Consider the following 15,031-nt stretch of genomic DNA (forward strand, 5'->3'; position numbering starts at 1 on the left):
CCGCCGCCGGTATCCGTCCTCCGTCGATGGATTGCCGCCATGGTGCGGAGCCACGCCTCAACGGCGGGCGCGCCGCACCGTCAACACAGCGACCAACGGTGCGAGCGCGAAAAGACCGAACATCCAGCGTGCCGTGCTCTGCAGGTCGGTGACGTCCGCGTCGTCGGAGAATCCGATCACGTTGGCGACCATCCCCGCGAACGCCGATCCGAAGGCGGTCGCGGTGAGCTGGATCGTCGTGACCGAGGAACCGGCGAGGTCCTGGTCCTCCTTCGACGTCAACTGCAGGACCCGGGTGAGCAGATGGGGCCATGCCATGCCGATGCCCCAGCCCAGCAGGAGAAGTCCGGCGCCGACTGCCACGACGGTCGTGACCGCGCCGGAGTGCACCGGGCCGGTGAAGAAGAGTACGACGAGCCCGGTCAGGGAGAAGACCGGACCGGTCCTGATGATCAGTCCTCTGCGGTGCTGCATGCCACTGCACGCGATCGAGCCGAGCGTCCAGCCCGCCGCCAGGACAGCGCCCAAATACCCGGCCGCCAGAGGTCCGAGTCCTTGAAGCCGCTGCCCGAAGTAGGGCACATAGACCTCGACGGTACTGGAGAGCACCAGCAGGGCCATGGTGACGTAGACGAGCCGCAGCCGCGCGTCCGGGCCGAATGCGGTGGCCGGGATGAGCCGGAGCGTCGTACGCCGCTCACGTCGCAGCCAGGCAACCAGGAGCAGCGCGGCCGCCAGGAGACCAGCGGCATTGATGGCGAGCCGGGACGAGATGCTGGCTGCGGAGATGAGCAGCACGGCCAGGCCGAGCAGGCTCACACTCGCCCAGGGAATGCGCGGGGCCGACTCCCCCGCCGTCCCCGTGGGCAGTCGCACCGCGCCCCAGAAGGCGAAGAAGAGCAGGAACGGCAGAAGCCCCCAGAACGCGCCGCGCCAGAGGTCGAGTTGGGCGAAGACGCCGCCGAGGGCGGGGCCGACGAGCGTCGCGACGCCCCACATGGCGGAGACGAGTGCCATGGCGCGTGGCCACAGTGCCTCGTTCAGCGTAATGCGGACCATGGCGTAGGAGAGAGCGAAGAGCAGTCCACCTCCGACGCCCTGAACAAGGCGTCCGGCCAGCAGGACGGGCATCGTCGGGGCGAGTGCGCAGACCACCGTTCCGGCCGCGAGCAGCAGTGTCGCGAAGCGGTAGCTGGAGCGCGGGCCGCGGGCTCCGAGAACGGCGGCCGCGGCCGTCGACCCGAGCACGGACGCGAACACGAAGATCGTGGTGGCCCACGCGTACAGGTTCGATCCGCCGATGTCGGCGGTGAGCGACGGCAGGATGGTGGTCGCCAGGTAGACATTCACAGCATGCAGCGCGACTCCGGCCGCGAGCGTCGCCGCGACCGCCCCGTGTTCGCGGCCGAGCAACGCTCCCCATCCGGCTGGTGACGGTGACGCAGTCGGCTCCTCGCTTGTGGTGGTCACATGCTTCCCCTCCGAGAGATTCATTACGTGCCGGAACGTAACTTAACACTAGACTGGTGGGATGGCTGAAGCGAAACATGCACCCAGCGGTCGGGCCCCGGGCGGCCGCCCTCGCGACGCATCCATCGACCAGGCGATCCTCGACGCGGTGCTCGATCTCCTCGACGAGGTCGGGTACGCCCGGCTCACCGTGGAGGCCGTGGCACGGCGCGCCGGCACGACAAAGCCGGCCGTCTACCGGCGCTGGAAAACCCTGCCCAGCCTGGTGCTCGACGCCCTGACCGCCCGCCTGGGCCGTCTCAAACCCCCCACAACCGACTGCACGATCTGCGACCTCAGTGACGCGATCAAGCTGTACGTCGCCGCATTCCAGCGCATGCCACCGGACGTACTCGCCTCATTGCTCGCCGAATACGGCGACGATCCGCAACGCCGCGAGACATTCATGACTGCCCTCTTCGACCCGCCCCGGACCGCCGTCGGCCAGGCCCTCGACGCCGCCATCGCGCGCGGCGACCTGCGCGACGACGTCGACAGGGACCTGCTGCTGGACCTGCTCGCCTCGCTGGTCCACTACCGCGCCCTGTTCGGTCACGCCGTCACCAGCGACGACGAAGCGGAGCAGGCTGTGCACACCTTGCTGCGGGGAGTCGCAGTCGACTATCCGAAGCTGGTGGAGATCAGCCGCGAGAAGGGCGGAGATCCGCAGATCCACCACCGCCACACGGGGTAATGCGGGCCACCCCGAGCTCCGCCGTGTCCCAGTCGGCGGCCGGCAGCCGCGTCCAGGCCGCCCACCCACCAGCCGACGCCCTGGACGCGCTTCACGCACTGAGCCTTGTCCCACCTCACGCTGAGGCGTGATGACGTACGAGGACGGCCTTCACCACGCCGGTGATTCGGTTGGTGCCGCAGCGGAGCTTGCGTAGGAGGCGCCGGCGCTTGAGGGTGGCAATGGCCTGCTCGCCGAGACAGCGGATCTTCGCGGGGGAGGTGTTGTGACGACCCTTCCACCGCTTGAGGCGCCGGCCGCGAAACGGTACTCGGACGGGTCTGCCGACGCCTTGATACACCTTGTCCGCCCAACACCGGATTCCTGCTTCGGTGAGGGTTCCGACGATCCCGTGCTGTCGTGCGGCGGTCAGGTCGTGAGCCGATCCGGGCAGAGCCGGCGAGGCCGGAGCAGCCGTCCGAACGGATCGGTGAGGATCTGCGCGTTCACGCCGTGGCGCGTGTGTTTCCCGGAGCAGTAGGGAGTGTCAACGGCGATGCGGTCGATCGGGAGCGGGGTGCCGTCGAGGATGACGACGCCTTCTACCGGATCGTCCGCATCGCCTCGGCCAGGGACGGAGCGAGGACGGCCAGGGCGTCGACGGCTTCACGACGCACACCGAAAACTGACACTACGTCACTGACGCAACCTCACTGACACCGGACCGGCACACACCGCGGCCCCGCAGCTCTATCGGGGGTCCTTGCGCATGCACCACGTACGGGGGCCGTTGTCGGGGAGAACGACCTCGGCTGTGACCTCGAAGCCGAGGCGCTCGTAGAATTTCACGTTCCGCTCGCTGGAGGTCTCCAGGAATACCGGGTACCCGGCGCGTGCGGCCGCCTCGATGCCGGGGACCAGCACCGCACTGCCGAGCCCCTGCCCCTGGGCTTCAGGGGTGACTCCCACCGTGTTCAGAAACCATGCGGGCTCCTGTGGCCGGTACGGAGCGACGGCCTGCTCCGCGGACTCGAAGGCAGCCGCCCGGTCACCGGCAAGGCTGCCCAGCAACGGGCCGATCTCGGCAAAGGCGGGTGAGGGGTCCTGGTCGGGAGTGGCCCACACGGCGACGGCACGGCCGGCGTCGGCAACCCATACGCGCCCGCACACCATCCCCACGCGGGTCAGGCAAAGTTCCTGGAAGCGCCGGATCCGGCCCTCATGGTCGTCCGCGGCGACCACGTGCCGGGTGTAGGGGTAGTCGGCGAAGGCCCGAGCGAGGGTCTCGACAGCGGTCGGAACGTCGGCGTCGGTGATGGGACGTACGGAGGGGGTGTCCTGGTGATGCAGCATGCCTATCAAACGATCTGGCCAGACGGCAGGTTCCCAGGAGCATCATCACGCCGAGGTATTCGCCAGTTCATGGCAGCTTCGGGGAACCGTCCCCGTCGCCGGGAAAGCGGGGCTCGGTTCGGAGCGCCTCCCGTGCTCGTGAGCATCGCCCTCGCCGCCGGACGGGTGCCTCCCGCATTCATGAACAACTACGATCGCGAACGGTGGGCAGCGGCAGTTCCTGAGCCGCCAGGGCTCGACGTCCGGCTCGGCCGGCGCGATGACCGCATCCTCGCGGTTGATGATCCGGGGCACGGAAGGGAAAGAACTCTCCTCACCTTGGTTCCCCTGCGGAAAAGATGATGGGGATCATGGGGACATGACCCGAATCCTGACCCGCAGCAATCTGGAAGCCGTGCTTGAGCCCACGGCCTGTATGGCCGTCCTGAAAGAAGGTTTCCGCAGTACCGGATCCTCGCCGGCAACGGGACAGCGAGTGCTGACAGACCTGCCGTTTCCCGGCACAGCTACAGCTTTGATCCCTGGGCTGCTGCCCGGGATCGACGCCTACACGGTGAAGGTGAACGCCAAGTTCCCCGCCGCCCGACCAGCTTTGCGTGGCGTGATCTGTCTCCACAGTGGTCATGACGGTGAGCTCCTCGCTCTGATGGATTCCGCCACCATCACCGCTTGGCGCACGGGACTCGCAGCGGCTCTGGGGACTCATGTCCTCGCGACCCCCGACCCGGGAGGGGACGTGGTACTCGGCGTGATCGGCGCGGGCGCACAAGCCGAGCTCATGGTCCGCGGACTACGCGGCATGCGGAGCTTCCGCGATGTCGTGGTGCACGACGCCGATCCGGCCCGCGCCGCCGCCTTTGTCGCCCGGCACGGCGGACGAGCGCTCGCGTCTCCCACGGATGTCGCCTCGGCCGCTGATGTCATCCTGCTGGCAACTTGGGCACGTAGACCGTTGCTGCGCCTTGCCGATACTCGGCCCGGGCAACACTTCACGTCTCTGGGAGCCGATGAGCCCGGCAAGCAAGAACTCTCCGCCGACTTGCTGGCATCCTCGCTCCTCGTGGTCGACGACCGTGAACTGGCCGCCTCCATGGGAGCACTCGCAGCCGCCGGCCTTCCCGCCACTGCCGCCGAGGCCACCCTCGGCGAGCTCCTCCGCAATGACCACCCGGGCCGCACCAGCGCCACGACACGCACCGTCTACGCTCCTGTCGGGCTTCCCTGGCAGGACCTCGCCCTTGCCTGGCTCGCCTACCAGCACGCCGAACAACACGGCGTCGGAACGCAAACCGACCTGCTCGCCTGAGCCCTGCCCTGCCCTGCGAAACGATCGGGAGGGCGCGATCACCCAGTACGAGCTGTTGCTGTAGGCGCTCCGCACCCCGCACGAGGTGCGACTCGCGTCCAGCAGCCACCAGGGCGGAGTCAGAGCCGGAAGGTCCGTACGACGAAGGTCTGCCCGGCGACCGACGGCCAGCTCGCCCAGCTCTGGTCCGCGGCCGGAGCGGGCGCACCGACTCCGCCCGGCAAGCCGGCCGCGGTGGACACTACGCGGAGGGGCAGGGGGCCCTTGCCGCGGATGCGGACGACGACATCGAGGCCGTCGGCGGGCGGGGCGGCGTAGTCGAAACTCCAATCCCAGCCGCTCCCCGGTCGCTTCGGTCCGCCGGTGATCTTCGCACCCTCGACAGTGGCGTCGAGGATCTGGTGGGCACAGGTATCGGCGTGTACGGCGATGGTGTGGGCGTCGGCAGGCCCCTGGATACGGAACCGGACCGTACGTACGCCGTCGGCCTCGGTGCTTGAGACGTTCGCGGTACGTGGTGTGTCCAGGGGGGCGGCCTTGGCCGCCCCGTTCGCGAGCACGGCGTCGTCCAGCGCGGGGACGCGGTCTTCGAAGCGAGCCGGCTCGCCGGTGAGGAGCTTGCCGACGGCGGGCTGGGATGAATCGCCGTCGCTGACCCAGGTGGCCTTGCCCGTGTCGGACTCCAGGACGTAGCCGAGGCTGACCGGCCGGGGTTCCTCGGCGTTGTAGCCGTCGAGGGCCGTGCCCACGACCAGCGTGCCCACACCTGCCACCGTCACCGCGAGCATCCCGGCGGTAAGCGCACGACGTGGGGGAAGCGGCTCCAGGAGGCTCAGCGGTACCGCTGCGAGCAGTGCCGCGAGGACCAGCGGGGCGGCGATGAGTGACAGTCCCAGGGCGGGCAGCAGCAGGAGAACGACGGGGAGGACGAGAGCCACAACCGGTACGGCCGCCATCGCTCCGGCCACCGCACGCCACGGGGAGTCCGCCCGTGTGAACCGCAGCGTCACGGCGACGACCGCCAGCCCGATCAGCGCCGGCCAGGTGAAGAGGTAGGCACCCCCGGGCAGGGCCACCGCGCAGACCACGGCGATCATCGCGAAACAGCCGAGCACACCCACCACGATGTCCAGCGGCAACGCGTTGCGGCGGGCCCAGCGGTACCAGGCTGCGAGCAGTACCAGGAGCAGCAACGCTCCGCCCCACGCGTACCGGCCGAGGTGGTGGACGCTGCCCTCGCTGAGCGCGAAGTCCGGACGGGCCAGGCTCAGTGCCGACCACCCGGCCAGGCCGATGACAGCCGCACCGATCAGCGTGAGCGGGAAGCTCAGGGCGGCCCGTCCGGCCCCGCCGGGGGTCAGACCTCGGCTCCGGCCGAACCACAGCAGCAGCGGCACACCGAGGAGGGCCGTCAAGGCGAGCGGCAGGGCCAGCCATGCCGGGTAGGACACGACTGTGCCGAACAGGGAGAAGTACGTGGCGTCCGAACCGCGCTGCGAGAGGTCCGTGCCGCCGAGATGGCGGACAGCGCCGAGCGCCGCGTCTCCCATGTCCTGCACGCTCCCGGCATCGAGCCGGGAGATGCTGTCGTGGCCGGTGTGGTAGTGCGCGGAGCCGTCCATGAAGGCGAAATTGAGACCGCGCATGCCGGCCTCGTCGAAGACCGTCAGGTCGGTGTCGTTGGGCAGCTGGTCGTAGATCGCGGCGGAGAACGACGTGGTGACCGCACCGGAAGCCTTCACGGCGGAGGTGAGACCGGTGCCCGCCATCTGGAACATCATGGCGGGGCCGGACGTGCCCCGGCCCTCCATGTTCACCACGACGGTCTGCCGGGGAGCAGCGGCCCAGTAGGTACTGGCCTCCGCGTCGACGAAACCTCTCGCGCCGAGCAGCCCGTGCTCCTCGCCGTCGGTGAAGAGGATCTCGACGTCGTTGCGGAGCTGCGCTCCGGCCTTGAGGACGCGGGCGATTTCGAGGATCGCGGCGACGTTGGAGCCGTCGTCGCCGGCGCCCGGGGCGATCGGCACGGAGTCGTAGTGGGCGACAAGAAGGACCCGGCCGGTGGACTTCTTGCCGGGGATCGTGGCGTGGACGTTGGAGACGGACCCGACGATGGCCGGACTGTCTGCGTCGGAGGGGGCGACCCGGCTCTGGACCTCCGGCCTCAGACCCAGCTTCCGCAGCTCACCGACGAGATACTCCCGTACGTCCGACTGCGCGGCCGAACCCGCCGGGTGCGGGACCTTCGCGATTCCGTCGAGCCGTGCGACCGCACGGGCCGCCGAGAAGTCACCGGTGGGGGCGGAGGCCGGCCGGGGCTCGGAGGTACGCAGCGGCAGCATGGCCGCGATACCGGTGAGGAGGAGCAGCAGGAAGGCGGCGAGAGCCGGCATTCGTCTGCGCATCGTGGTCGGAACCTGCACGGATATACCTCATAGCGGAAGTGGATGGGACAGCGGGCCGGTACGTGCCGGGGCCGCCGTATTCGATGGCGACGATCGGCAGCTCGGCGGTGTAGCGCTCCTCAGCACTGTCGCGCGACCCGAGCGGGTCGGTGTCCGGGATCAACTCGGAGTCGGTGAAGCGGTTCGATCCGGTCTCGGTGGTCCTGCGGATCGAAGTAACCGGAATCGTCATCGAGTTGCTGCATGGCATTCGCACTCGGGCCGCCCGTGGCTACGGACTGCTTGTACGCCTTCTCAACATGGTCGCGACATTCAGCGGTCCGACGGACAGGCACTGTTGGGTGACGAACCCGAAGTGCTGATAGAGCGCCACATTTCCGGGGTCCGCGGTGGTGAGGTAAATCCCGGCCGTGGCTGGTGTGTCGGCCAGCAGGCGGTCGAAGAGACGCCGCCCCGCCCCGCGGCCTGCGGCGGCGGGAACCACCCCGATGAACTCCAGCGTCCAGGCATTCTCGGGCGCACCCGCTTCGGTGAGGCCGAGGTAGCGCAGGGTCCGCTGCACGGACCGGGGACCGCAACGCGCGAGCGCACGGGCCGCCCACTGCGCCTGCGCGGCAGGTGAGAGCCGAGGTCCGGGCGGGGTGAGAACGGCGGCCGCGATGGGTCGGCCGCCGTCCCCGGTCAGGGCGTAGCGGCGCGATCCGGGAATGGTGGCATCGGCGCGCAGGGTGGCGTCGAACCATTTCTCCCTGGTGGCGGACGAACTGCCGCAGATCCAGGAGGTCGCCGACTCGCGGGCAAAGGCGTCGGCCAGCACGCGTACGCAGGCGTCCACGGGCGGGCAGTCGTCGATCTCCGGCCCGTGCGGAGCTGTGTCCGGGAACTGTGGGTCGTTCATGGTCCTCCCTCATCAGCACTTGCTCGATTCAAAACCGATCGTATAGTTTTCGATCGTAACGTACTAGAGAGGAAGAGCGAATGAGGATCCTGGCACTAGGCGGACCCGGTGCGATGGGGGCGGTGGCGGTGCGGGTGGCGGCCGGGCTGCCCGAGGTGACCGAGATCGTGGTGGCCGACAAACGCCTTGAAGCGGCCCAGAGACTGGTACGCCACCTCGCCGGTGCCGGTGGTGCGCCCATGCGAGCCCTGCAGGTGGACGTGACCGATGACTCCGCCCTCCGCGCCGCGATGGCCGACGCCGACGTCGTGCTCAACACCGTCGGCCCGTACTACCGCTTCGGCCTGACCGTGCTGCGTGCCGCGATCGCGACCGGTACGCACTACCTGGACATCTGCGACGACTGGGAGCCGACCCTGCGGATGCTCGACCTGGACGAGGAAGCACGGTCCGCCGGGGTCTGCGCGGTGGTGGGCATGGGCGCCAGCCCCGGTGTCAGCAACCTGCTGGCCGCACGTGCCGTCCAGCAGCTGGACCATGTCCGGGACCTGTACACCGCATGGCCCGTCGACGTGTCCGGCAACGATCAGGACGACGAGCAGCTGCTCGACCCCGACGGGCGGCCCAGTGCCGCCGCCGTGCACTGGATGGAGCAGATCAGCGGAAAGGTGGCCGTCGTCAGCGACGGACAGCTCGTACACCGACGGCCGCTCCTTCCGGTCACACTGGCCCTCTCCCCCGAGCACTCCGGAACGGCGTACACCGTCGGCCATCCCGAGCCGGTCACCCTCCACCGCAGCTTCCGCCCGACCGGCGAGGCAGCCAACCTCATGGTCATCACCCCGGGCACACTGGCCTACCTGGACGTTCTGCGCCGGGACATCGACGCCGGCAGACTCACCAACGAAACCGCCGCCATCGACCTGGCCAAACCCTCAGTTCTACGCGGCCTGCGTGCGGTGGCAAGCGCCATGGGTCTCAAGGGCCCCCGGTCGCTGCCGCCGTTCTTCGCAGCGGCCACGGGTACCCGCGACGGCCGGCCGGTCACCGTCCTGTCCCGCCTCGCCGAGACGTCCGGTATGACCGCGCTGATCGACGACATGGCAGAGGCGACCGGAATCCCGCTGGCCCTGGGGCTCGCCCAGCTTCTCGACGGCACCGGCGGCCGGCCCGGCGTCCACCCGCCCGAGGCCGTCATCGAACCCGAGCGGTTCTTCCTCGACCTGTCCCACCACCTGCCCCACACCTCCGACAACGACCACCCCGGCGACTGTGTGATCACCACCGTCACCCCGAGCCGCTGAAACGAGGAGATGCACGGTGCCATCACTGGAACCAGGAGTCGGCGTGCGGACAGCGGAATTCGTCGAGGTCGGGGGGCTTCGCGTCCGTTACGCCGCGACGGGCACCGGCCCGCCCGTGATCCTGCTGCACGGACTGGGCCGCAGCCTGGAGGACTGGGAGCCGCTGCGTGCCGCTCTGAGCGGGTACCGGCTGATCGCCATCGACCTCGCGGGCTTCGGGCAGTCCCAGGCCCTGCCGGACTGCCGCCTCGCATCACTGGCCCGGCACGTCGAAGGAGCCTTGGACGTGCTCGGGGTTCCCTCCGGCGCGCACGTGGTGGGCAATTCGCTGGGCGGCGCCGTCGCGATGCGGCTCGCCGCCGGTGCCCCCGCACGGGTGGCGTCATTGGCACTGCTCAACAGCGCAGGGTTCGGCCGTGAGGTCACCTGGACCCTGCGCATCCTCGACCTTCCGCTGCTCTGGCGGCTGCTTCTGCGTCCCCATGCGGACAGCGCGCTGATGTCCGAGCGCTCCATCTTCTACGACCCGGCCTTCGCCACACCCGAACGGGTCGCCCTGGCACTCGCGCTCTCCCGTCGCGAAGGGGCGGCACGGATGTTCCGGCGCCAGTCCCATGCCCTCGGTTCGTGGCGCGGCGTACGCCGCGGCTGGCGCGAGGAGCTGCTCACCGAGGTCTCGGCGCTCGACATCCCCACGCTCGTCGTCTGGGGCACCCACGACAGGATCCTGCCGGCCACCCACCTCGTGAACGCCGCGACCGCTCTCCCCCGGGCACGCACCCACCTGTTCTCCCGGACCGGCCACATGCCGCAGATCGAGCGCGTCGACGAGGTCGCCGTCATGCTCGGCTCGTTCTGGGACAGGCGATAGGTCCTGAACCACCCCCGGTTCGAGCGAGGAGGGAGCTTCCACGGCACCGCAGGGCGTGACCCGCCCCGACCTCGGTACCCCGGGTGCCTGTACCCGCCTCCGACAGGTGCGACGGCGTGCGGAGGTGGCGCTCCCCGCGACGCTCGGATCGCCCTCGTGATGGAGCACTGCTGCCGGGGTGGCGGACTGGACGTCGGCGTGGAATCCCCGCGCCGGGACACAGTACGAGCGACCCGGATACCGTCCCGTGTATACCGAGCGCATTTCTTGGCCGCGCGGCCTGCGGAGGTGCGGCTCGGCACCACGATGCGCCGCACCCTTGGACGTACGAGAAAGGCCCGCCACTTCATGACCGACTCGCTCCACACGCCGACAGCGCCCGTCCGGGTCCCCACCCGCATGCTGGTCGAGGCTCTGATCCGTACCGACCACACGGTCGACGCCGGCGAGCTCTACGCGACTGCCGACCTGCTCGGCATGACCGACCAGCAGGTACGTCTGTGCATCAAGCGGCTCGTAGCAGAGGGGCGCTTCGTCCAGGAAGGCAGGGGGCGCAAAGCACTGCTCCGGGCGACCGGCGCTACCGTGCAGGCCCTGGGGCCGGACGTCGAGTTCGTCGCGCACGCTTTCCGGCAGGACGCGGGCCTCGCCCCTTGGGACGGCATCTGGCACCTGGTCGCCTTCGCCGTACCCGAAGACACCCGCACGGCGCGCGACACACTGCGCACCGTTCTCACCCGGCTCGGTGGCGCCCCCGTCCAGGGCGGCCTCTACGTCAGCGCCAACGCATGGGAACCCTACGTCGAGGACGAGGCTCGCCGGCTCGGCATCCACGGCCGCCTCACCCTCCTCACCACCGACGACCTGCGTCAGGGCGATGTGCGTGATCCGGTCGCGCTTGCCCGCAGCCTGTGGCCGCAGGACGAGATCGCCGATCGCTATCGGCGACTCGCTTCCGTGGCCGAGCCGCGGCTGCGCCGACTCCAGGACGAGGCCGCCCCCTCCTCGCTCCAGCAGCTGACCATCGCGGTCGAACTGGCCGCTGAATTCAGCCATGCGATGGAGCCCGACCCTCTTCTGCCGCCCGAACTGCTCCCCCAACCCTGGCCGGGAACCGAGGCACGCCGGCTCGTCGCACAGTGCTGGCAGCTCCTGGACCGGCTGGGGCAGTCCCGCACAGCGGCGGAGCAGCACGTCCGCCTCTTTCGCCTCTACGACGAGACTGTCGGGGGGACCGAGTCCGCAGGGCAGCGCCGCGACGGATGAGCACGGAGCCGGGTACCGGATGCGGACGTGAGAGCCGGGTACCGGATGCGGACGTGAGAGCCGGGTACCGGCCGGGCCATTCCTCGTCGTAGGGAGTGACCTTGAGCTGCTCGACCGCAGCGGCGCGGCGTACCAGAGGTTGCCCTCTTCCGCGGCGGGCTGCTGGTGGGCGGCGCCGCCACTCGCGTGGGCGGGTGGCCGTCACGGTCACCGCCCACACGAGGGGCCCGCATGGGCCGTACGCAGGCCCCGGCAGGCCATGACGCTGCCGTGAACAGGGCGCTGCTCTGCCGTGCATCTGTCCACTGGTACGCGGGTTCACGGACACTGCCACAAGGGCTGTCCCGTAGCCCGTGGCGGGACAGCCGCTAGAAGCTGCGGCAGGAGCGGGCTGTGTGGACAGTGGTGGCCGTGAGGTAGAAGACGTCAGGACGGCCGAGGATGCCGGTATATGTGTCGCTGTCCGTCAAGCGCTCCAGGGTCGTACGGTCCTCCGGCTCCAGCCGGTCACCGATCTGATCGTGCAGTCGGCTCAGGTGCATCTGCAGATGCTCGCGCGCCGACATTCCGAGGGGTGACGGGAGGTCGGTGAAGAAGCTGCGTGTCCCGCTGGGGATGAGCCCGGCCCGGGCGAGCATGGCTGGCCAGTCCTCCACCGTCCTGACCGATCCGGGCAGTTGGTCGCGCATATCACCGAAGGCATCCTCGGCGGCGGCGTCCAGGCGGGCTTGCAGGCCTGGACGCCCCATGCCGATGTCACGGGGCAGAAATCGCGGGGGCAGCCCGCTTCCCGCGACGGCGACGAGCCCGCCGGGCCGCAGACAGCCGGCCACGGAGCGCAATGCCGCTTCCTGGTCCCCGATGCGGTGGAAGCCGTTTCGGATCCACATCAGATCCGCGGAATCCGGCGATCCGAACTCACCTGGGGATTTCCTCAGTCGCGTGACGACGCGGTTTCCTATTCCTTGCGCCACCGCGCGCGAGCGGACCCTCTCCAGGATGCCGGGCGACCGGTCGACAGCGACCACCTCGGCGTCCGGAAAAGTGTGTGCCAACAGACACGTGACCACGCCCGGCCCGCTGCCGATGTCCAGCACCCGGTGGACGGGCGTGCATCCGCCACCACTGGTCCGCAGCAGATCCCGCAACCAGTCCATCGTCTGTGCGAGGGCGGGAGCGTGCAGGCCTGCCTCGCGTTCCCGGTGCACACCCAGTACGTCCCACTCGATGTCCTGATCGTGATGTGCGTTCATGATTCCTCCAGTTCCAGCAGGGCGGCGTGCACTCCCTGCTCGGCCCGGGCGCCGCCGCGCCGAGCAGGGAGGTGCACGCCGAGGCTCAGCGAAGGAAGGGGGCGAGGCTCCGTTCCAGAAGGGGCTTGGGGGCGGCACCCGTCCACGCCTGCACAGGAGTGCCGTCGGCGTAGACGACGAAAGCGGGGATCGAGGAGATGCCGTGCTGGTCCGCCAGTCCGGGCTCCTCGTCGACGTTGACCTTGACGACGTCCAGGACACCCGCGTGCTCGGCGGCGACCTGCTCGACGATGGGAGTGACCCTGATGCACGGCCCGCACCACTCGGCCCAGAACTGGACCAGGACGGGGCGCTTCGCCTGCAGTACGCGGGCGGGAAACGTCTGCTCGGTGACACTGTCCACGGAGCCTGCGGACTTTGCGGCCATGGTGAACTCTCCCTTGTTGGTGTGTTGGTGTGTTGGTGTAGGTGTACGTTTCCGGCCGACCGGGAACCGCATCCGCCGGTAGCCGGCCGGCTCAACGACCGGGGGTCAGCCGGACGAGGCGGTTCGTGGGACCGGCCGCGGCAGGTGAAGGGGCTCCCGGGACGAAGAGCTGCCGTCCTTCACGGCATGCTCGATGTCCTCGGCGACCAGGTCGTGGTTGAGGGCGAACGCGGCCGCCGCCCCCTGCCCCGCAGCGGTGATCACGAGCGCCTTCGGATCGGATACGTTGCCGACCGCCCACACCCCGAACACGCTCGTCCGCCCCGCATCGTCGGTGATCACCCAGCCGTTGGGATCCCGCTCGCACCCCAGACCGGTGAGCAGGGTGTCGCGGGGCACCATGCGGGGGAAGACGAAAACCGCGGCGCGGGGAACAACATGCCCCTCGACCAGCTCGACACCACGCAACCGGTCACCTTCCGTCACCAGACGCTTCACGGCCCCGTCGGCGACGACAATGCCCCGCGCGGCCAACTGCCCATGCTCCTCGGCACCGAGAACCAAGGTGTGCGCGAAGAAGACGACATCGTGCGACCACTGCCGCAACAACAGCGCGTGCCGCACCGCGCCCGGATGGGTACCCAGCACCCCGATCGGCTGATCACGTACCTCATACGCATGGCAGTAGGGGCAGAACAGCAGGTCCTTGCCCCACCGATCCCCCACGCCGGGAATCGCCGGGAGCTCATCCCGCAGTCCCGTCGCCACCACCACCCGGCGGGCGCCGAGCACCGCACCACCGTCCAGACGGACGGAGAAGCCGGGATCGATCCGATCCACACGGCCCTCGAACAGGTCCACCCCATAGCCGGCGACCTCCGCCCGGCCCACCGCCAGCAGACCGGCCGCCGACATCCCGTCCCGGGACAGGAAACCGTGCATATGCACGGCGGAAGCATTACGCGGCTCACCCGCATCCACCACCGCGACCCGGCGACAGGCCCTGGCCAGAACCAGGGCCGCACTCAGACCAGCCGCACCCGAACCCACCACCACCACGTCGTACACACCATCGTCAAAAACACCGCTCTTCACACTGCTCTTCGCATCGTTCGCCGTACCACTGCTCATGGCGATCACCTCCACCCCGAGCGTGTACCACCGCCCAGAGGGCCGACAAAAAGCCTTGCCATTTTCGCAAACTCCGCCGCCCCGGCGCGTACACCGCCGGCATGTCCGGGCCCCTGCCACCGGAGTCGATCATGCGCGCCCGCGACGGCCGGGGGCGCACAGCAGCAGGCCGAGCGAGACCAGCCCGGCCACGGCCGCCAGCAGCGTGGACCAGAACCAGAAGGTCACCCAGGTATCGGGGACTGGCAGCAGCAGCACCAGCACGGCTGGATAGAGGATCAGCAGCCGGCGCAACCGGCGCTCCGCGACGAGCTGTTCACGCAGACGCCCGCAGGAGCCCCCGGCCGCCGGGCCCGTTCGCCCGGCGGGTATCAGCTCGTCGGCGATGGTCCGCCGCCACGTGTGCACGGTGGCGCCTATCATCGTGAGCAGAAGGCCGAGCCCCAGTAACTGGAACCAGTCGGGCACTCTGGGGTGACTGGGCGTGGTGAACAGCAGCATGGGCACCGAGAACAGGACTGCGCTCAGCGCTTCGGCAGCGAAGAGGCGGGTGGCCGGAGTACGGCTCAGCGCGGCGGGCACGATCAACTCCCTGAGCGGGGCCCTCCGGCAGCTGCGGGCACGAGGACGCGTCA

At 69.5% G+C, this 15,031-nt stretch carries 13 protein-coding genes and 1 pseudogene; 5 read left to right on the top strand and 9 right to left on the bottom strand.

Features of this window, described 5'->3' with window-relative positions; genetic code table 11:
• Nucleotides 1–57: 57 nt before the first annotated feature.
• On the bottom strand, nt 58–1,470 hold the full coding sequence (locus A6A29_RS16220; RefSeq protein WP_198953092.1) for an MFS transporter: 1,413 nt from the start codon (nt 1,468–1,470) through the stop codon (nt 58–60).
• A 61-nt stretch (nt 1,471–1,531) separates the two neighbouring features.
• Between A6A29_RS16220 and A6A29_RS16225 the strand changes: the two genes are divergently transcribed.
• Nucleotides 1,532–2,203, top strand: coding sequence for a TetR/AcrR family transcriptional regulator (locus A6A29_RS16225; protein ID WP_073720789.1), 672 nt, complete (start codon nt 1,532–1,534; stop codon nt 2,201–2,203).
• A 115-nt stretch (nt 2,204–2,318) separates the two neighbouring features.
• Here A6A29_RS16225 and A6A29_RS16230 read toward each other — a convergent pair.
• A pseudogene (locus A6A29_RS16230) lies at nt 2,319–2,850 on the bottom strand (transposase family protein); the annotation flags it as partial.
• An 82-nt stretch (nt 2,851–2,932) separates the two neighbouring features.
• Complete coding sequence (locus A6A29_RS16240) at nt 2,933–3,535, bottom strand: GNAT family N-acetyltransferase (RefSeq protein ID WP_073720790.1); 603 nt, start codon at nt 3,533–3,535, stop codon at nt 2,933–2,935.
• Between the two features lie 358 nt (nt 3,536–3,893).
• Between A6A29_RS16240 and A6A29_RS16245 the strand changes: the two genes are divergently transcribed.
• Nucleotides 3,894–4,841: an ornithine cyclodeaminase family protein gene (locus tag A6A29_RS16245; RefSeq protein ID WP_073720791.1), complete on the top strand. Its 948-nt coding sequence runs from the start codon at nt 3,894–3,896 to the stop codon at nt 4,839–4,841.
• Nucleotides 4,842–4,960: 119 nt separating this feature from the next.
• On the opposite strand, the gene A6A29_RS16250 is transcribed toward A6A29_RS16245, so the two are convergent.
• Together A6A29_RS16250 and A6A29_RS16255 are read right to left on the bottom strand one after the other, a co-directional pair.
• Entirely contained in the window at nt 4,961–7,246 is a 2,286-nt protein-coding gene (locus A6A29_RS16250) for a M28 family peptidase (RefSeq protein ID WP_143196992.1), read from the bottom strand.
• A 271-nt stretch (nt 7,247–7,517) separates the two neighbouring features.
• Nucleotides 7,518–8,144 carry a GNAT family N-acetyltransferase gene (locus A6A29_RS16255; RefSeq protein ID WP_073720793.1) on the bottom strand — a complete coding sequence of 209 codons (627 nt, stop codon included), beginning with the start codon at nt 8,142–8,144 and terminating at the stop codon, nt 7,518–7,520.
• Nucleotides 8,145–8,224: 80 nt separating this feature from the next.
• Here A6A29_RS16255 and A6A29_RS16260 point away from each other — a divergent pair, with 80 nt between their 5' ends.
• The 3 genes from A6A29_RS16260 (at nt 8,225) to A6A29_RS16270 (ending at nt 11,585) form a co-directional block, all read left to right on the top strand.
• Nucleotides 8,225–9,448 (top strand): saccharopine dehydrogenase family protein, encoded by a 1,224-nt coding sequence (locus A6A29_RS16260; protein ID WP_079182787.1) that lies wholly within the window; start codon nt 8,225–8,227, stop codon nt 9,446–9,448.
• A gap of 43 nt (nt 9,449–9,491) precedes the next feature.
• On the top strand, nt 9,492–10,319 hold the full coding sequence (locus A6A29_RS16265; RefSeq protein WP_079182788.1) for an alpha/beta fold hydrolase: 828 nt from the start codon (nt 9,492–9,494) through the stop codon (nt 10,317–10,319).
• Nucleotides 10,320–10,667: 348 nt separating this feature from the next.
• Nucleotides 10,668–11,585, top strand: a complete 918-nt coding sequence (locus tag A6A29_RS16270) for a PaaX family transcriptional regulator C-terminal domain-containing protein (RefSeq protein WP_073720820.1) — start codon at nt 10,668–10,670, stop codon at nt 11,583–11,585.
• A gap of 368 nt (nt 11,586–11,953) precedes the next feature.
• Here A6A29_RS16270 and A6A29_RS16275 read toward each other — a convergent pair whose 3' ends face one another.
• The 4 genes from A6A29_RS16275 to A6A29_RS16290 form a co-directional block, all read right to left on the bottom strand.
• Nucleotides 11,954–12,838, bottom strand: coding sequence for a class I SAM-dependent methyltransferase (locus A6A29_RS16275; RefSeq protein WP_073720794.1), 885 nt, complete (start codon nt 12,836–12,838; stop codon nt 11,954–11,956).
• Nucleotides 12,839–12,923: 85 nt separating this feature from the next.
• The gene (locus tag A6A29_RS16280) at nt 12,924–13,265 is read right to left on the bottom strand and encodes a thioredoxin family protein (RefSeq protein WP_073720795.1); all 342 of its coding nucleotides are present in this window, start codon (nt 13,263–13,265) and stop codon (nt 12,924–12,926) included.
• A 105-nt stretch (nt 13,266–13,370) separates the two neighbouring features.
• Nucleotides 13,371–14,396 carry an NAD(P)/FAD-dependent oxidoreductase gene (locus tag A6A29_RS16285; RefSeq protein WP_073720821.1) on the bottom strand — a complete coding sequence of 342 codons (1,026 nt, stop codon included), beginning with the start codon at nt 14,394–14,396 and terminating at the stop codon, nt 13,371–13,373.
• Nucleotides 14,397–14,525: 129 nt separating this feature from the next.
• A complete protein-coding gene (locus A6A29_RS16290) occupies nt 14,526–14,978 on the bottom strand; it encodes a hypothetical protein (protein WP_073720796.1) in 453 nt (150 codons plus the stop codon).
• Nucleotides 14,979–15,031 lie beyond the last annotated feature (53 nt).

Source organism: Streptomyces sp. TSRI0281 (genome assembly GCF_001905125.1).
Classification (GTDB): Bacteria; Actinomycetota; Actinomycetes; order Streptomycetales; family Streptomycetaceae; genus Streptomyces.